Origin of the sequence: Polymorphospora sp. A560 (genome assembly GCF_045781765.1) — a bacterium.
In the GTDB taxonomy this organism is placed as follows: domain Bacteria; phylum Actinomycetota; class Actinomycetes; order Mycobacteriales; family Micromonosporaceae; genus Polymorphospora; species Polymorphospora lycopeni.
In genome coordinates, this window is record NZ_CP122282.1 from 2,074,010 (window position 1) to 2,091,629 (window position 17,620).

The window sequence follows — 17,620 nt, forward strand, 5'->3', positions numbered from 1 at the left end:
GGCGCCCGCCCCACCGGCGACCGCCGCAGCCTGCCGGTCCCCGACGGCCTCGACGGGATGCGCCTCGACCAGGCGGTGTCCCGCCTGTTCGGGCTGTCCCGCACCGCCGCCGCGACCCTGGTCGAGGCCGGCGACGCGCTCGTCGACGGCACCGTACGGACCAAGTCGGAGAAGGTCAGCGCCGGCTCCTGGCTGGAGGTCACGCTGCCCGCCCCGCCCGCCCCGCCCACCGTCACCGCCGAGGTCGTACCCGGCCTGCGGGTGGTCTACGACGACGACGACATCGTGGTGGTCGACAAGCCGGTCGGGGTCGCCGCCCACCCGAGCCCGGGATGGACCGGGCCGACCGTCATCGGCGGACTCGCCGGGATGGGACACACCATCGCCACCAGCGGCGCCGCCGAACGGCAGGGCGTGGTGCACCGCCTCGACGTCGGCACCACCGGGCTGATGGTGGTCGCCAAGAGCGAACACGCCTACAGCGTCCTGAAGCGGGCGTTCAAGTACCGCGAGGTCGAGAAGCGCTACCACGCCGTCGTGCAGGGGCACCTCGACCCGCTGCGCGGCACCGTCGACGCGCCCATCGACCGGCACCCGTCGCACGACTGGAAGTGGGCGGTGGTGTCCGGTGGCAAACCCAGCGTCACCCACTACGACACCGTCGAGGCGTTCCCGGCCGCCAGCCTGGTCGACGTACGGCTGGAAACCGGCCGTACGCACCAGATCAGGGTGCACTTCTCGGCCCTGCGGCACCCGTGCGTGGGTGACCTGACGTACGGTGCCGACCCGACACTTTCCGGTCGGCTCAAGCTGTCCCGCCAATGGCTGCATGCCCGTGCGCTCAGCTTCCTACACCCCCGTACGGACGAAGAGGTTCGGTTCGTCAGCGACTACCCTGACGACTTGGAACACGCGCTGGCCGTACTCCGGGGCTGAGCGCGTTCCGCGACCTCCGCCTCAAAGGGAGTGAATTCCCCCGTGCGTGCCGGCGACCTGCTGCGACGGCTGGACAGCATCCTCCTGCCACCCCTGGCCCGGGGAATGGCCCGGCTCGGCCAGGGGCCGGTGCGGTCCCGGGTGCTGACCGGTGCCGCGCTGCTCTCGGTCACCGCCGTGCTGGTCACCGCCGTGTGGGCGGCCGACCGCCGGCAGGCCGGCGACCCGACCGTCGGAGAGGTCGTACGGGTCGGCGTGGTCGAGGGCGACTCGATCCCGAGCTACGTCTCGGCCAGCCGCCACGAACTGGCGCGGATGCTGGCCGAGCCGGTCGACACCCCGTCGGGGGAGACGTACGCCCTGGTGACGCTCACCGCCTACCTGGCGCCCGACCGGCTGACCGCGGTCCTCGACGGCGTCGCGGTGTCGGAGGTCTTCACCCGGGTGCCGCTGCCGGAGACCCAGACCCAGATCGTGCGGATTCCGGCCTTCCGGATCCCGACCGACGTGGTCGCCGGGATGGGCCTGGTCGCCGGCCGCAAGGACCGGGAGGCGGCCGACTACCAGCAGCGGGCCCACGAGGTGGCCGGCGACGGGGAGCCGGAGCGGCACCTGCGGGCGGTCTACGGCAGCGGGGCCCAGGTGGCGGCGGCCGAGGCCACCGCCTACCGGTCGAGGTGTTCCTGCGTCTACGCGGCGGTCGTCCGGGCGACGCCGGCCGGGCTCGACCGGATCGCGGCGAGGTCCGAGGTCCGCGCCGTCGACCCGGCGCCGGAGGTACGACGGCTGGACCGCGCGGTGTTCCTGCCGCCCCTGCCCGAGCAGGTGGACTTCGTGCGACCCCCGGTCGACCAGGGGATCGCCGGACCGGCCGACGAGCCGACGCCGTCGGCCACCGCCGTACCGGAACCGACCCGGACACCGTCGGCGGACGGGGTACGGCCGTCCGGCGAGACCTCGCCGGGTGGTGTACCGTCCGTCACGCCCACCCCGGCGGAGAGCGCCAGCGGCGCTCCGGGCGAGCCGACGGGCACCGGGACGACCCCTTCGGACGGACAGTGACCGGTCCGCCCACATCCCGGTGACGGTCCGTGGCGTTGGAACATGCTGACGGTGGTGTAGGCGGTCCGGTGTAGCCCGAATAGGGTTTCCTTCGTAGCCTGTCAGGCGAAACCGATGGCGCGGGGAGGGTGAGCCGTGGAGGGCACCGAGGCCGGCTGGGGCCGGCCAGCCGAATCGGCCCCGCGCTGGCGGGCGCTGCTCGACCGGGCCCGGCTCGGCGGGCGTACCGGTGAACAGCCCGAGGTCGGCGACCGCCGGGGCGGATCCCGGCGGGCCGAGGAGCCGGCGCCGCGACCGGGCGCGAACGGATACCGGGGCGGCGCGGCCGACCACGGCTACTCCGGGCGGTATCCGGCCGACCCCGGTCCGGCCGACTACTCCCGCTACGAACCGGTCGATCCCAGCCCGGTCGGCTCCGCCCGGGTCGAACCCCGGTACGCGCCCGCCGACCCGCTGTCCGACCCGCTGCCCGACTCCCGCTACGAGTTCGGTGCCCGGTCGGACCTCGGTTACGACCCCGGGGCCCGCTACGAGCCGGAGCCGCAGTTCCGGCCCGACCCGGGATACGACCCCGGCGCCCGTGGCCGCGCCGAGCCGACCTACCAGCCGGAGCCGCGCTACCGGTCCGAGCCGGCGCCCGAGCCGGAGCCGCCCGGCGGGTCCCGGTGGGCGCTGCTCGACAACGGCTACCGCCCCCAGCTCGACCCGGCCCCCACCGCCGACCCGCCGCGTGGTTCCGCACCGGTCGAGCGGCCGTGGACCGAGCCGCGCGACCACCGGTCGTGGACCGAGCCGTCGACCCCGTCCCGGACCGACGCGCCGTGGACCGAGCCGCAGCCGCCCGCCCGCACCGAGGAGCCGTGGACGCAGCCCCGGTCGTGGACGGAGCCGGCCGGGCAGTCGTGGACCGAACCGGCCCGGTCGTCGTGGACCGAGCCGGCGAGCCCGTCGTGGACCGAGCCGGCCGGGCAGTCGTCGTGGACGGAGCCGGTGGACGAGCCGCGGGGGCAGTCCCGGGCGCAGGCGCCGGTACGCTCCCGCGCCGAGGTCCCCGGCCGGGCCCGGGTCGAGGCGCCGTGGATCGAGCCGCAGGCGCCGCGGACCGAGGTGTCGTGGACCGAGCCGCCCCAGCCGTCGTGGGCCGCGCCGATGCAGGCGGCGCGTCCGGAGCCGACCCGCACCGGGATCGGGTCGGCCCGGGTGCCGTCCGCCCGCGCCGAGGCCCGGGTCGCCCCGGGCGCCCTGCAGTGGCAGTCCACCGACGTCGACGTCGAGGTGACCCGCGCGGCCAGCGTGCTGCGCCGCGACATGGGCACGCCCCGGGTGGTGGCGTTCGCCAACCCCAAGGGTGGCGTGCACAAGACCACGGCCACCGTGCTCGCCGCCGCCACCGTCGGCAGCGTGCGCGGCCGCGGCGTGCTGGCCTGGGACGACAACGAGCTGCGCGGCACCCTCGGGCTGCGCGCCGGCAGCGCCCGGCACGCCCGTACGATCCGGCACCTGATCGCCGACCTGCCCGAGATCGAGGGGCGGCACGGCATCGAACTGACCGACTGGCTCGACGACTACCTGCGGCACGCCTCCGACGGCTCCTACGACGTGCTGGCCGGCGAGGAGAACTCCCGCTTCGCCCAGCAACTCGACCAGGCCACCGTGCAGCGGGTGCTGGAGCTGCTGCGCCGTACCCACGACGTGATCTGCGTCGACACCGGCAACAACGTGGAGAGCGCCAACTGGCGTACCGTCCTGCAGGCCGCCGACCAGCTCGTCGTCACCACCGTGCCGCGCGAGGACGCCGCGTTCACCGCCGACTGGATGCTCGACCTGCTGCACGAGGTCGGGATGAGCGACCTCGCCGCCAACGCGGTCACCCTGCTGTCGTGCCCCAACCCGGAGAAGTCGCCGATGCTCGACGACTTCGCCCGGCACTTCGCGACCCGGACCCGGGCGGTGGCGATCGTGCCGTACGACCCGGCCCTGGAGACCGGCTCCTCGATCGAGTACGGGCAACTGCAACCCGCCACCCGAGACGCCTGGCTGCGGGCCGCGTCGGTGATGCTGGAGCCGTTCGCCCGCTGACCGGGGCGCGGCCCCCGGCCGTACGGCGACCGGTTCCGCCCGGTCGGCGCACGGTCGTGCCGGGCGGTCCCGGGCGGGCGATTCCCGGCCACCGGCGGTGGTCGCCGACTGTGCCCCGTCCGGTACGCGCATAGGATCCGGAGGTGGTTGTTTCGGGCGATGCGCGCACTCCCACGCAGCGCGGCGACAACGACCGGCACTCCACCGTCCGGTCCGTCACCGCCGACCGGCTCGGTGGGCTGGCCGACCGCGCCGCGGCCGTACCGGCCGGCTGGTGGCACCTCGCGGTGGTGGTGTCGATGCTGCTGGCCGCGGTCGCGGTCTTCGGCCCGCTGTGGGCCGACCCGCAGGGCCGGGTCCTGTACGACAACGCCGCCGACTACGAGCTCTTCGAGTGGATGCTGGGCCACACCGCGATGGCGGTGACCAACCTCGAGAACCCGTTCTTCGCCACGGACCTGGGCGCCCCGAACGGCGTCAACCTGATGGCCAACACCTCGGTCCTGCTCCCCGGCGTGGTCCTCACCCCGGTGACCCTGCTCGGCGGCCCCGGGCTGTCGGCCACCCTGCTGCTGACCCTCTCCCTCGCCGGCACCGGCGTCGCCTGGTACTTCTTCCTGCTGCGCTGGGTCGTCGACGCCCGGTCCGCCGCCTACGTCGGCGGGCTCTTCTGCGGCTTCGCGCCCGGCATGGTCTCCCAGGCCACCGGGCACCTGCACATGTCGGCGCTCTTCCTGATCCCGCTGATCCTGTGGGTCGTCCTGCGGCTGGGCGAGCCCGGCCGCACCCTCCGCAACGGGATCCGGCTCGGCCTGCTGGCCACCGCCCAGCTTCTCACCGGCGAGGAGCCGATCTTCCTGGCCGCGCTCGCCCTGGCCGCCTTCCTGGCCTGCTACGCGCTCTGGCGGTGGCGGGACCTGCGCGACCGGCTGCGCGGCGCGCTGGCCAGCCTCGCCCTCGCGGTCGCCATCGCCCTTCTCGTGCTCGGCTACCCGCTGTGGACCCAGTTCTTCGGCCCGCACGCCTACCACGGGGTCCCGAACCACAAGTACCCCGGCGACCTCGGTGCCTTCGTCAACTACCCGACGTACGCCCTCGGCGGCGACCCGCTGACCGCCGAGCGCTACTCGCCGAACGTCAGCGAGCAGGCGACGTTCTTCGGCTGGCCGCTGCTCGTCCTCGCCCTGGTCTGCGCCGCGTGGACGTGGCGGCGGATCGCGATCCGCTGTGCCGTGCTCACCGGGATCGGCTTCGGGCTGCTGTCGCTCGGCACCGAGCTGCACCTGGCCGGGGAGCCGGTCGGGATACCCGGCCCCTGGGAGCTGGTCGACCGGCTGCCGCTCTTCCGGGACGTGATCCCGCTGCGGCTGGGCATGGTGCTCATCCCGGTGATCGGGATCCTGGTCGCCGCCACCTGGGACCGGGCCCTCGCCGCCGGCGCCGCACCAGCCGGCGACCGCCCGCTGGCCCGCCTGTGGCCGGCCGCGGTCGTCGCGGTGCTGGTACCGCTGGTCCCGCTGCCGCCCGCCGCGGTCGAGGGGGTGCCGACCCCCGGGTTCGTCAGCCAGGGGGAGTGGCGGGAATGTGCCGACGAGGGCGGCACCGTCGTCGCGTTCGTCGACGGCATCCGGCAGATGACCTGGCAGCGCGACGCCGGCTACCGGTACGCGGTGCACGGCGGCTACCACATCACCCGGGGCCCCGACGGCAAGGGACAGTGGGGGACCGCGTCGCGGCCGACCGAGGACCTCGTCTACGACGCGATCATCAAGGCCCGGGTGCCGGAGATCACCGACGAGGTACGCGCGCAGGCGGTCGAGGACATCCGGCACTGGAACGCCGACTGCTTCATCGTGCCGCTGCACCCCAACGGCGCACTCGCCGAACCGGTGGTCACCGCCATCCTCGGCGTGCCCCCGATCCGTACGCCCGAACTGTGGGCCTGGGACGTACGCGGACTGCGGTGAGACGCGCCCCCGTACGCCCCGGCGGGCCGGCCGTTCGTGGCCCGGCCCGGGGGTGGGCGGCCCCGAAGACGCCTGGGAGGATCAACCGGTGAGTGTCGTCAACCCTGAGCCGCCCGTCGGGCCGCAGCCGGTCCCGGCACCGGTGCCGGGCATCTCGCCCGGACGCGGGCCGGCCGGCCGGACGCTGCTGGTGGCCGTGGCCACCGCACTGGTCGTCGCCGGGCTCGGGGCACCGCTCGGACTGCTGTGGGCGGCGGTCGCGCCGGACGTGCCGGTGGTCCGGACCGCCACCGGCGGCGCGCTGACCGAACCGCAGCCGGAGCAGTTCGTCGCCGCCGACGGCTGGTTCAGCCTGCTCGGGTTGGCCTTCGGGGTGGCGGCCGCGGTGCTCGGCTGGCTCCTGCTGCGCGGGCAGCGCGGCCCGGCCGGGCTGGTCGCCGTCGTCGTCGGCGGTCTCGGCGCCGCCCCGCTGGCCTGGCAGGTGGGCCGGCGCGTCGGGCTGGCGGAATACCAGCGGCTGCTGGAGACCGCCCCGGTCGGCGAACTGCTCAGCCGGCCGCCGGACCTGCGCGCCGGCCGGTTCGAGTGGGTGTTCGGCTTCATCCCGACCCTCCAGGGCGATCTGCTGGTGCCGGCGTTCGCCGCCGCCGTCACGTACACCCTGCTGGCCGGCTGGTCCCGGTACGCCTCGCTGCGGCCCGAGCCGGAGCCGGACTTCGGGTTCCCGCCGTACGGCGGCGGCTGGCCGCCCCCGGTCGGCGCCGGGCCCGACCACCCGGCCGGCTGGCCACCGCCGCCCGCCACCGCGGCACACGATTTCGCCGCCGGGGCGCATGATCCCGCCGCCGGGCTGTCGAACGGCATCGGGCCGGCCGCCGCCGGGCCGCCGGGTGCCACCCCGGTGCCGGGTTTCCCGCCGGCCGGCGGGAAGCCGGCTAGTTCGGACTCGCCGGAACCGCGATCTCCGGCAGCGGCACCGGCACCGCCCGCACCTGGCGAAGCAGAGCCGCCTCGCGCTGAGCAGGCGCAGCTCGGCCCGGAGCCGGCTCGCGGTGTCGGGGGCGCAGAGCAGGCTCTGCCGATCGGTGACGGTCAGCACGGCGGTCGCCGCCACCAGGTGCGACAGCACGGTCGGGTCGTCGGGCAGTTGCTCGGCGATCTCGGCGCTGTCGGTGCGGATCAGGGTCAGGTAGCGCCGGAACAGCGCCAGCACCCGCGGCGCCAGCAGGTCGGCGACCGCCTCCTGGCCGGCCGGCTCGGGCAGCCACTCCACGTCGGCGGTCAGGTAGGGCTCCGTCTGCTCGTCGATGCCGGTGATCCGGAACCGGCGGCGGCCCACCGTCACGATGTCGAAACGCCCGTCGGGCAGCTCGGTCACCTGCCGGATCTCCGCGGTGCAGCCGACCTCGTGCAGGGTGACCGGCCCGGACGCCGGGGCGGTGCCGGGCGGCCCGGCCGCCGGCCGTACCTCCCAGCCCTTGCGGATGGCGACCACGCCGAACTCGCGGGGCGTGCCCTCGGGCAGACCGACGAGATGCCGGACGAGTTCCCGGTAGCGTTCCTCGAAGATGTGCAACGGCAGCACCAGGCCGGGGAACAGCACCGTCCCGAGGGGAAACATCGGCAGCCGCTGGTTCACCGGTCGAGCCTAGCGTGGCCCGGCTCACCGTCCCGCCCGCTGGGCGGCGCCGGACCCGTCCGTGGCGTGCCGCCTAGACTCGCAAGGGTGCTGAACCGGATCGACCTGCGCGCGGGGGGCCCTGACGGCTCTTCCGACCCGCGCCGCCTGCTGCCCCGTGCCCAACTCGACGTCTCCGTAGCGGTCGACAAGATCCGCCCGGTTGTCGAGGCGGTGCGCGAGCATGGCCTGACGGCGATCCGCGACGCCACCCATCGCTTCGACGGGCTGGAGCTGTCCGAGTTCCGGGTTCCGGCGCAGGCCATCGCCGCCGCCGAGCGGACCCTGGACGACGGCGTACGGGCCGCGCTGGTCGAGAGCATCGCCCGGGCCCGCAAGGTGCACGAGGACCAGCGCCGCACCGACACCGTCACCGAGGTGGTGCCCGGCGGCACCGTCACCGAACGCTGGGTGCCGGTCTCCCGGGTCGGCCTCTACGTGCCCGGCGGCCTGGCGATGTACCCGTCGACCGTGGTGATGAACGTCGTACCGGCCCAGGTCGCCGGGGTCGGCGCGCTGGTCGTGGCGAGCCCGCCGCAGGCCGAGAACGGCGGGCTGCCCGACGCCCGGGTGCTCGCCGCCTGCGCGCTGCTCGGCGTCGACGAGGTCTACGCGGTCGGCGGCGCCCAGGCGGTCGCGATGCTGGCGTACGGCTCCGACGTCGGCGGCGGGCAGCGGTGCGAACCGGTCGACATGATCACCGGGCCGGGCAACATCTGGGTCACCGCCGCCAAGCGGCTGCTGCGCGGCGTCGTCGGCATCGACGCCGAGGCCGGCCCGACCGAGATCGCGATCCTCGCCGACGACACCGCCGACCCGGCCCACGTCGCCGCCGACCTGATCAGCCAGGCCGAGCACGACCCGCTGGCGGCCAGCGTCCTGGTCACCCCGTCGGTCGAGCTGGTCGACGCGGTCGAGCGCGAACTGACCCGGCAGGTCGCCGCCACCAAGCACGCCGAGCGGGTCACGACCGCGCTGACCGGCGAGCAGTCCGGCGTGGTCCTCGTCGACGACCTCGGGGCCGGGCTGCGGGTGGTCGACGTCTACGCGGCCGAGCACCTGGAGATCCAGACCCGCGACGCCCGGGAGTGGGCACTGCGGGTACGCAACGCCGGGGCGATCTTCGTCGGGCCGTACGCGCCGGTGTCGCTCGGCGACTACTGCGCCGGCTCCAACCACGTGCTGCCCACCGGCGGCTGCGCCCGGCACTCCTCGGGGCTGTCCGTGCAGTCGTTCCTGCGCGGCATCCACATCGTCGAGTACGACGAGCCGGCGCTGCGCGACGTGGCCCGGCACGTGGTGACCCTGTCGGCGGTCGAGGACCTGCCGGCACACGGCGACGCGGTGAAGGCGCGCTTCCCGGGGAGCGACCTGTGACCGCGGGGGACGGCGTGACGTTGGACGACCTGCCGCTGCGGGACGACCTGCGCGGTCGCAGCCCGTACGGGGCGCCGCAGCTCGACGTGCCGGTCCGGCTGAACACCAACGAGAACTCCTACCCGGTGCCGGAGCCGGTCGTGGAGGCGATCGCCAAGGCGGTCGCCGCCGAGCTGCGCGACCTCAACCGCTATCCCGACCGCGACGCGGTGGCGCTGCGCGGTGACCTCGCCGACTATCTCGGCCACGGGCTGACGACCGCGAACGTGTGGGCGGCGAACGGCTCCAACGAGATCCAGCAGCAGCTCTTCCAGGCGTTCGCCGGACCGGGGCGGACCGCGCTGGGGTTCACCCCGGCCTACTCGATGCACCCGCTGTTGGCGCTCGGGACCGGGACCACCTGGGTCGACGGGCGGCGCGGCGATTCGTTCGACCTGACCGCCGCGGACGCCGCCGCGCAGGTCGAACGGTACCGGCCCGACCTGGTGCTGCTCTGCTCGCCCAACAACCCGACCGGCACCGCGCTCGACCCGGCCGTGCTGACCGCCGTCCTCGACGTGGCGCCCGGCATGGTCGTCGTCGACGAGGCGTACGCCGAGTTCGCCCGGCCGGGCACGCCGAGCGCGCTGACCGTGCTGCCCGGCCACCCCCGGCTGGTGGTGACCCGCACGATGAGCAAGGCGTTCGGGTTCGCCGGTGGCCGGCTCGGCTACCTGGCCGCCGACCCGGCCGTGGTCGACGCGGTGCAACTGGTGCGGCTGCCGTACCACCTGTCGTCGCTGACCCAGGCGGCCGCCCGGGCGGCGCTCGCGCACCGGGCGGCCCTGCTCGCCACCGTGGAGGCGATCAAGGCGCAGCGGGACCGGATCGTCGCCGCGCTGCGCGGGCGGGGGATCCGGGTGGCCGACAGCGACGCCAACTTCGTACTCTTCGAGGTCGGCGGCGACCAGAAGGCCGCCTGGCGGGCCCTGCTCGACCGGGGGGTGCTGATCCGCGACGTCGGCCTGCCCGGCTGGCTGCGGGTCACCGCCGGCACGCCGGAGGAGACCGACGCCTTCCTGACCGCGATCGAGGGAATGTCATGAGCGAGCGTGGCGAGCGAATCGGGCGGCTCAGGTCGACTCATGGCGGCTGTGAGCGAAGCGAGGAGACGCTGTGAGCGGGCGAATCGGGCGGGTGGAGCGGACCACCGCCGAGACCAAGGTGCTCGTCGAGATCGACCTCGACGGCACCGGCAAGGCCGACATCAGCACCGGGGTCGGCTTCTACGACCACATGCTCAACCAGATCGCCCGGCACGGCGGCTTCGACCTGACCGTGCACACCGAGGGCGACCTGGAGATCGACGCGCACCACACGATCGAGGACACCGCGCTGGCCCTCGGCACCGCGTTCGCGCAGGCGCTCGGCGACAAGGCCGGCATCCGCCGTTACGGCTCGGCGACCGTGCCGATGGACGAGGTGCTGGTCCGGGCCGCCGTCGACCTGTCCGGCCGGCCGTACGTCGTGCACGACGAGCCGCTGCTCGTGCCGTACATCGGCGGGGTCTACGCGACCAGCATGACCCGGCACATCTGGGAGTCGTTCGGGCAGACGGCCCGGCTGACCCTGCACGTCGACGTGCTGCGCGCGGCCCGGCCCGGCGGCCACCCGGACGCCCACCACGTGGTCGAGGCGCAGTTCAAGGCGGTGTCCCGGGCGTTGCGCGAGGCGGTGTCGGTCGACCCGAAGCTGGCCGGCGCGATCCCGAGCACCAAGGGCACCCTGTGAAGCCGGGACGGGCCTGATGGGCGCGGCGATCCCGATCCTGCTGCTGGCGCTCGCCGGGATCCTGGTCGGCGGCGCCTGGTCGATGTACCGCCAGGGCGCCGGACGCGGTGCCGTCGCTCTGGTCGCCGTACTCGCGTTGCTCGCCGCCGCCGGCGGCGTGCTCTGGCTACTACCGGGGGACAGTTCGTGACCGAGCGGAGCGAGGTGGGCGCATGACCGAGGTCGTGGTTCTCGACTACGGGTCGGGCAACCTGCGGTCGGCCGAGCGGGCGCTGGTGCGCGCCGGTGCCTCGGTGACGGTCACCGCCGACCTGGCCGCAGCGGCCGGCGCCGACGGGCTCGTCGTGCCGGGCGTGGGTGCCTTCGCCGCCTGCATGGCGGGTATCGACGCGCTCGGGGCCGGCCCGGTCATCGCCGACCGGGTCGCGGCCGGCCGGCCGGTGCTCGGCATCTGCGTCGGCATGCAGGTGCTCTTCGGCCACGGCGAGGAGCACGGCGTGGTCACCAAGGGGCTCGGCCTGCTGCCCGGCGGCATCACCCGGCTGCCGGCCCGGCGGGTGCCGCACATGGGCTGGAACACCGTCGAGCCGCCGGCCGGCTCCCGCCTGCTCGCCGGCCTGCCGCCCGCGTCGCGCTTCTACTTCGTGCACTCGTACGCGGCGCTGGATCCGGGCGCGCTGGCCGACGCCGGTGCGCTGGTCACCACCGCCGACCACGGGGCGCCGTTCGCGGCGGCGGTCGAACTCGGCCCGCTGTCGGCGGCCCAGTTCCACCCGGAGAAGTCCGCCGACACCGGGGCGACGCTGCTGCGCAACTGGATCGCGACCCTGTGAACCGCGGTCCACGGCGGCCACCGGCCGCTCCACGGTCGCGGCGGATCGACAGCGACGGGCGGCGGCCACCGGTCGCCTCCCGCCGCCGGCGCCGTACCAACGGCGGTGGCTGGCGGTGAGCAAGGAACGCGCCCGGCTCCGGGCGGCCCGGCAGGCCGAACTCGAGCGGGAGCGGGCCCGCCGGGCCCGTACGGTCGCCCGCCGGCAGCGCCGCCGGGCCCTGCTGCGCCGCCTCACCCCCCGGCTGCCCGACCGCCGTACGGGGCGGATGCTCGCCCGGCGCAGCCGCGGCGAACGTGCCGGGATCGTCATCCTCACGCTGTGCGCCGTCGCGGCGATCGTGCTGCTCGTCGACGACATGGCGCTGCGCATCGCGCTGATCCTGCTGATGCTGCTGGTCCTGCCGGCCGTCGTCGTGATCGCCCTCGGCCGGCGCACCTAGATTCCCACTAAGGAGTTCCGTTGAGCCTCACGCTTCTGCCCGCCGTCGACGTCGCCGACGGCCAGGCCGTACGCCTGGTGCAGGGTGCCGCCGGCAGCGAGACCACGTACGGCGACCCGCTGGAGGCCGCGCTGGCCTGGCAGCGTGACGGCGCGACCTGGATCCACCTGGTCGACCTGGACGCCGCCTTCGGCCGCGGCTCGAACGCCGAACTGCTCGCCGACGTGGTCGGCCGGCTCGACGTCGACGTGGAACTGTCCGGCGGTATCCGCGACGACGAGTCGCTGCGGCGGGCGCTGGCCACCGGGGCGGCCCGGGTCAACATCGGCACCGCCGCGCTGGAGGACCCGCAGTGGTGCGACCGGATCGTCGGCGAGTACGGCGACCGGGTCGCGATCGGCCTGGACGTCCGCGGCCGTACGCTGGCCGCCCGGGGCTGGACCCGCGACGGCGGTGACCTCTTCGAGGTGCTGGAGCGCCTCGACAAGGCCGGCACGTCCCGGTACGTCGTCACCGACATCACCAAGGACGGCACGATGCGCGGCCCGAACCTGGACCTGCTGCGCGAGGTCTGTGCCCGTACCGACGCGCCGGTGATCGCGTCCGGTGGGGTGTCGACCCTGGACGACCTGCGCGCCCTGTCGACGCTGGAGGCGGTCGGCGTCGAGGGCGTCATCGCCGGCAAGGCGCTGTACGCGGGGGCGTTCACCGTCGCCGAGGCCCTCGCCGTCCTCGCCGAGGCCGGCGCCCGATGACCGTCGGCCGTGAGGTCCACCTCGCCTCCCGGCCGGCCGGGAGGGCCGGCGCGGACAACTTCGCCGTGGTCGAGGTGCCGGTCCCCGAGCCCGGCCCCGGCCAGCTCCTGGTCCGCAACGTGGTGATGTCCGTCGACCCGTACATGCGCGGGCGGATGAACGACGTGAAGTCGTACGTCCCGCCGTTCCGGGTCGGCGCGGTCCTCGACGGCGGTGCGGTCGGCGAGGTCGTCGCGACCGGTGCCGGCACCCGTCGACAGCGCGGCGAACTGGTCCTGCACGGCCTCGGCTGGCGGGAGTACGCCGTCGTCGACGACGCCTCGGCCCGACCGGTCGACCCGGAGCTGGCGCCGCCGTCGGCATACCTGGGGGCGCTCGGCATGCCGGGCCTGACCGCGTACGCCGGTCTGGTCGACGTGGCCGGGCTGAAGCCGGGCGAGACGGTCTTCGTCTCCGGGGCGGCCGGCGCGGTCGGCAGCCTCGCCGGCCAGATCGCGAAGCTGCGCGGCGCCGCCCGGGTGGTCGGCAGCGCCGGCTCGGCGGCCAAGGTGCAGCGGCTGTACGAACTCGGCTTCGACGCCGCGTTCGACTACCACGACGGCCCGGTACGCGAGTCGCTGGCCGCCGCCGCGCCGGACGGCATCGACGTCTACTTCGACAACGTCGGCGCCGACCACCTGGAGGCCGCCCTGTCGGCGCTGCGGGTGCACGGCCGGGTGGCGATGTGCGGCGCGATCGCCCAGTACGACACGGACGAGCCGCCGGCCGCGCCGCGCAACCTGGCGTCGGCGATCGGCAAGCGGCTGACCCTGCGCGGCTTCCTGGTCAGCGACCACGATCACCTGCGCGACGAGTTCGTCGCCGAGGTCGGCGGCTGGCTGCGCGGCGGCGAGCTGCGGTACGACGAGACGGTGGTCGACGGGCTGGAGAACGCCCCGGCGGCGTTCCTCGGCCTGCTGCGCGGCGACAACCTCGGCAAGATGCTGGTCCGCCTGTGACCGGGCGGGTGCCGGCCCGCCCCGTGCGGCCGGCGGGGGCCGTCCGGCGGCCGGATAGGCTCGGGCCATGACGGTGGCGGTACGGGTGATCCCGTGTCTCGACGTGGACGCCGGGCGGGTGGTCAAGGGGGTCAACTTCCTCGACCTGCGCGATGCCGGTGACCCGGTCGAGCTGGCGGCGGCCTACGACCGGGCCGGTGCCGACGAGCTGACCTTCCTCGACGTGACCGCCTCCTCCGCCGGCCGGGGGACGATGCTCGACGTCGTACGCCGTACCGCCGAGTCGGTCTTCATCCCGTTGACCGTCGGTGGCGGCGTACGGGCCGTCGCCGACGTCGACACGCTGCTGCGTGCCGGCGCCGACAAGGTCGGGGTGAACACGGCGGCGATCGCCCGGCCGGAGCTGATCGCCGAGATCGCCAACCGGTTCGGCCGGCAGGTGCTGGTGCTGTCGCTCGACGTACGGCGGGCACCGGCCGGCAGTCCGGCGGCCGGCGGCAGCGGGTTCGAGGTCACCACGCACGGCGGCCGGCGCGGCACCGGGCTCGACGCGGTGGAGTGGGCCCGCCGGGGCGCCGAACTCGGTGCCGGCGAGATCCTGCTCAACTCGATGGACGCCGACGGCACCAAGGCCGGCTTCGACCTGGCGTTGATCGGGGCGGTCCGGGCGGCGGTCGACATCCCGGTCATCGCCAGCGGTGGTGCGGGCGCGCTCGACGACTTCCCGCCAGCGGTGGCGGCCGGTGCCGACGCGGTGCTCGCCGCGAGCGTCTTCCACTTCGGCGAACTGACCATCGGCGAGGTCAAGCAGACCCTGCGGGCCGGCGGCCACCCGGTCCGCTGACCGTGCGCCGCGGGCCCGCCGGGCCCGCGGCTCAGTCGCGGTAGGGGCCGCCCTCGGGGGACCGGCGCGGGGCCGGCGCGGTGAAGTGGGCGGCGTATTCGTGGATGGCGCGGGCGTGCTCGCGCTCGTCCAGCGCCCAGTCGGCGTCGCCCGGGGCGTGCCGGCGGTTGAGGGCGCCGTGGATGGTGTCGACGGTCGTCGCCAGCCCGCTGCGCGGCCGGGTGCGCCACAGCGTCTCGCCGCTCGCGGTGAGCCGGAACCAGCCGTCGTCGACCGTGATCAGGCCGGCGCCGGCCAGCCGGCGTACGGCGGTCTCGATGTCCTCACGGTCGGGGATGGCCCGGTTGAGGTGGTCGGCCGTGGAGAGGACGTCGGCGAGCCGGATGCCCTCCGGCCGGCGTGTTGTCGGTGCCCGGAGGTGTCGTCCCGCCCCACCGGCGATGACCACCGAGACGAAGATCCACGCGTCCGTCCACCGCCACCCCTCGTCGGCCATGCGCCAATGATGCCCGTCGAGCGCCACCGATGGAACCACGGGATCCCCTGTTATCCGCCCGTTTTCCGGCCGTCGTCGGACCCGACACCGGGTACGGCGGGTCCGACCTGGACCGGGGCCGGGGAAGACCCGACGGGACCGGTGGCATCCGGTCGAGCCGGGCTCGGGGAGGCGCGGCCCGGTCCGGGCACGGTGAACAGCGGGATGAACCGGTGGGCCAGTGGGCCGATCGAGACCGCGTAGAGCAGGGTGCCGATCCATACGGTGCCGCCGAGCAGCCAGCCGACGGTCACCACGGTGACCTCGATGACGGTCCGGACCATCCGGATCGACCGGCCCGGTCGCCGCGCCACCCAGCCGGTCATCAGGCCGTCGCGCGGCCCGGGGCCGAACCGGGCTCCGATGTAGAGGCCGGTCGCCATCCCGTTGGCGACGATGCCGACGACCATGAAGAGGATCCGCAACACCATCGCCCGTGGGGTGGGCAGTACGGCGAGGGTGGCGTCGACCGCCAGCCCGACGACGACCACGTTGCTGACGGTGCCGAGGCCGGGCCGCTGCCGCAGCGGGATCCAGAGCAGCAGTACGACGGCACCGACCAGGATGCTCGCCGCGCCGATCGACAGCCCGGTGTGGATGGCGAGGCCCTGGTGGAAGACGTCCCACGGGTTGAGGCCGAGCGTCGACTCGATCATCAGCGCCATGCTGGCGCCGTACAGCGCCAGGCCGGCGTACAACTGGACCAGCCGCCGGGGCAGGCGCCGGCCACGGAAATTGCCAATTCTTGACACGCATGCCACTCTGAGGGCCAATCTGCGGAAGGATAAGAGCCAATCCTGGAGGAGTGGCATGACCAGTACCGTGCGAGGCAGTCAACTGGCCCGGTTACTCGGGCAGTGGCATGCACTTCCGGGCCGCCGACGCAGCCCCGACTACGCCGCCCTCGCCGGCGCCATCCGGGGCCTGCTCGCCGACGGGCGCCTGCCGTTGGGCGTACGGCTGCCCGCCGAACGCGAACTCGCCGAGGCGCTGAAAGTCAGCCGCACCACGGTCACCGCCGCCTACCGGGAACTGCGCGAGACCGGGCACCTGACCAGCCGGCGCGGCGCCGGAAGCTGGACCACGCTGCCCGGCGGCCACCGGGTGGCCAGCTCCGGGCTGTGGACCCCGCAGGACGACCTCGACATGATCGACCTCGGCGTCGCCGCGCTCGCCGCACCGCCCGAGCTGGTTCCCGCTGCCCGCGCCGCCGCCGAGGACCTGCCCCGCTACGTCCACGGCGCCGGCTACCACCCGACCGGCATCGTCGAACTGCGCGAGGCGGTGGCGCGGGGATACACCGACCGCGGGCTGCCCACCAGCCCCGAACAGATCATGGTGACCAACGGCACCCAGCACGCCCTCGACCTGGTGCTGCGGCTGACCCTGCCGGTCGGTGCCGGCGTACTGGTCGAGTCACCCACCTATCCCAACGCGCTGGCCGCGCTCGCCGCGCGCCGGGCCCGGATCGCCACCCACGGCCTGGCGGCCGCCCCGGAGGGCGACGGCGCCGGCTGGGACGGCGAACTGCTGCTCGCCGGCCTGCGCCAGACCCGGCCCCGGCTGGCCTACCTCATCCCCGAGTTCCAGAACCCGACCGGCCACCTGATGCCGGCCGAGCTGCGCGAGTCGGTCGTCGCCGCGGCCCACACCAGCGGCACCGACCTGATCATCGACGAGTCGTTTGTGGACCTGCCGCTGGACGGCACGCCGATGCCGCCGCCGACCGCCGTCTTCGACCGGCACTCGCGGGTGATCTGCATCGGCGGGATGAGCAAGCCGTACTGGGGCGGGATGCGGATCGGCTGGGTACGCGCCTCCGCGCCGCTGGTGCAGCGGCTGGCCGCCGCCCGGGTCGGGGTCGACATGGCCAGCCCGGTCCTCGACCAGTTGGTCGCCGTACGCCTGCTCGCCCAGGCCGCGACGATCGTGCCGGCCCGGCGGGTGCAGCTCGCCGCCCAGCGCGACGCCCTGCTCGCCGCCGTCGCCGAGATGCTGCCGGACTGGCGGGTGTCGGTGCCCGGCGGCGGCGTCACGCTCTGGGCCGAACTGGACGGGCCGGTCTCCAGCGCGCTGGCCCGGGCCGCCGAGGACGTCGGGGTACGGCTCGCGCCCGGCCCCCGGTTCGGGCTCGACGGCACGCTCGAACGCTTCCTGCGGCTGCCGTTCACGCTGCCCGCCGCCGAACTCGTCGACGCGGTGCACCGGATCGCCGCGGTCCGCTACGACCTCGACCGGGCCAGCCGTCCACGATGGAGCGAGCCGGCCGTCATCGCCTGATCCGCGCCCGGTGTCCCGGACACGCGCGGGGCGGGCGTCCACCCGGACGCCCGCCCCGGCACGG

At 74.9% G+C, this 17,620-nt stretch carries 16 protein-coding genes and 2 pseudogenes; 15 read left to right on the plus strand and 3 right to left on the minus strand.

The window, feature by feature from the left end:
* Positions 1-57 precede the first annotated feature (57 nt).
* From QCD66_RS09475 to QCD66_RS09495, 5 genes and pseudogenes are all read left to right on the plus strand, one after another.
* Positions 58-936, plus strand: a complete 879-nt coding sequence (locus QCD66_RS09475; protein ID WP_364221554.1) for an RluA family pseudouridine synthase — start codon at positions 58-60, stop codon at positions 934-936.
* A 42-nt stretch (positions 937-978) separates the two neighbouring features.
* Positions 979-1,998, plus strand: coding sequence for a hypothetical protein (locus tag QCD66_RS09480; RefSeq protein WP_364221493.1), 1,020 nt, complete (start codon positions 979-981; stop codon positions 1,996-1,998).
* A gap of 135 nt (positions 1,999-2,133) precedes the next feature.
* Positions 2,134-4,077 (plus strand): AAA family ATPase, encoded by a 1,944-nt coding sequence (locus tag QCD66_RS09485; protein WP_375734853.1) that lies wholly within the window; start codon positions 2,134-2,136, stop codon positions 4,075-4,077.
* A 143-nt stretch (positions 4,078-4,220) separates the two neighbouring features.
* Complete coding sequence (locus QCD66_RS09490) at positions 4,221-6,044, plus strand: hypothetical protein (RefSeq protein ID WP_375734854.1); 1,824 nt, start codon at positions 4,221-4,223, stop codon at positions 6,042-6,044.
* Positions 6,045-6,240: 196 nt separating this feature from the next.
* Positions 6,241-6,720, plus strand: a pseudogene (locus tag QCD66_RS09495) (DUF2567 domain-containing protein); the annotation flags it as partial.
* Positions 6,721-6,979: 259 nt separating this feature from the next.
* Here the strand turns inward: QCD66_RS09495 and QCD66_RS09500 are convergent.
* A pseudogene (locus tag QCD66_RS09500) lies at positions 6,980-7,683 on the minus strand (LON peptidase substrate-binding domain-containing protein).
* A gap of 87 nt (positions 7,684-7,770) precedes the next feature.
* Here QCD66_RS09500 and hisD point away from each other — a divergent pair.
* The 9 genes from hisD to hisF all read left to right on the plus strand — a co-directional run bounded on the left by hisD (position 7,771) and on the right by hisF (position 14,741).
* The gene (gene hisD, locus QCD66_RS09505) at positions 7,771-9,099 is read left to right on the plus strand and encodes a histidinol dehydrogenase (protein WP_375734855.1); all 1,329 of its coding nucleotides are present in this window, start codon (positions 7,771-7,773) and stop codon (positions 9,097-9,099) included.
* Positions 9,100-9,113: 14 nt separating this feature from the next.
* On the plus strand, positions 9,114-10,184 hold the full coding sequence (locus tag QCD66_RS09510; RefSeq protein WP_375734871.1) for a histidinol-phosphate transaminase: 1,071 nt from the start codon (positions 9,114-9,116) through the stop codon (positions 10,182-10,184).
* 70 nt (positions 10,185-10,254) lie between these two features.
* The gene (gene hisB, locus QCD66_RS09515) at positions 10,255-10,869 is read left to right on the plus strand and encodes an imidazoleglycerol-phosphate dehydratase HisB (protein WP_364221508.1); all 615 of its coding nucleotides are present in this window, start codon (positions 10,255-10,257) and stop codon (positions 10,867-10,869) included.
* Positions 10,870-10,885: 16 nt separating this feature from the next.
* Positions 10,886-11,059, plus strand: a complete 174-nt coding sequence (locus QCD66_RS09520) for a hypothetical protein (RefSeq protein WP_364221511.1) — start codon at positions 10,886-10,888, stop codon at positions 11,057-11,059.
* Between the two features lie 22 nt (positions 11,060-11,081).
* Positions 11,082-11,702, plus strand: coding sequence for an imidazole glycerol phosphate synthase subunit HisH (gene hisH, locus QCD66_RS09525; RefSeq protein WP_375734856.1), 621 nt, complete (start codon positions 11,082-11,084; stop codon positions 11,700-11,702).
* 115 nt (positions 11,703-11,817) lie between these two features.
* Positions 11,818-12,144, plus strand: coding sequence for a hypothetical protein (locus tag QCD66_RS09530; protein WP_357544190.1), 327 nt, complete (start codon positions 11,818-11,820; stop codon positions 12,142-12,144).
* 20 nt (positions 12,145-12,164) lie between these two features.
* Positions 12,165-12,899, plus strand: coding sequence for a bifunctional 1-(5-phosphoribosyl)-5-((5-phosphoribosylamino)methylideneamino)imidazole-4-carboxamide isomerase/phosphoribosylanthranilate isomerase PriA (gene priA, locus QCD66_RS09535; protein WP_375734857.1), 735 nt, complete (start codon positions 12,165-12,167; stop codon positions 12,897-12,899).
* Complete coding sequence (locus tag QCD66_RS09540) at positions 12,896-13,897, plus strand: NADP-dependent oxidoreductase (protein WP_375734858.1); 1,002 nt, start codon at positions 12,896-12,898, stop codon at positions 13,895-13,897. The genes priA and QCD66_RS09540 overlap by 4 nt, the downstream gene beginning before the upstream one ends.
* 67 nt (positions 13,898-13,964) lie before the next feature.
* A complete protein-coding gene (hisF, locus tag QCD66_RS09545) occupies positions 13,965-14,741 on the plus strand; it encodes an imidazole glycerol phosphate synthase subunit HisF (protein ID WP_375734859.1) in 777 nt (258 codons plus the stop codon).
* A gap of 31 nt (positions 14,742-14,772) precedes the next feature.
* Here the strand turns inward: hisF and QCD66_RS09550 are convergent, their stop codons facing one another.
* Both QCD66_RS09550 and QCD66_RS09555 read right to left on the minus strand, forming a co-directional pair.
* Positions 14,773-15,237: a hypothetical protein gene (locus QCD66_RS09550; protein WP_364221523.1), complete on the minus strand. Its 465-nt coding sequence runs from the start codon at positions 15,235-15,237 to the stop codon at positions 14,773-14,775.
* A 50-nt stretch (positions 15,238-15,287) separates the two neighbouring features.
* Positions 15,288-16,028: a YitT family protein gene (locus tag QCD66_RS09555; protein WP_375734860.1), complete on the minus strand. Its 741-nt coding sequence runs from the start codon at positions 16,026-16,028 to the stop codon at positions 15,288-15,290.
* A 58-nt stretch (positions 16,029-16,086) separates the two neighbouring features.
* On the opposite strand from QCD66_RS09555, the gene QCD66_RS09560 reads away from it, so the two are divergent.
* Positions 16,087-17,556, plus strand: a complete 1,470-nt coding sequence (locus tag QCD66_RS09560; RefSeq protein WP_364221529.1) for a PLP-dependent aminotransferase family protein — start codon at positions 16,087-16,089, stop codon at positions 17,554-17,556.
* The last annotated feature ends 64 nt before the right edge of the window (positions 17,557-17,620 follow it).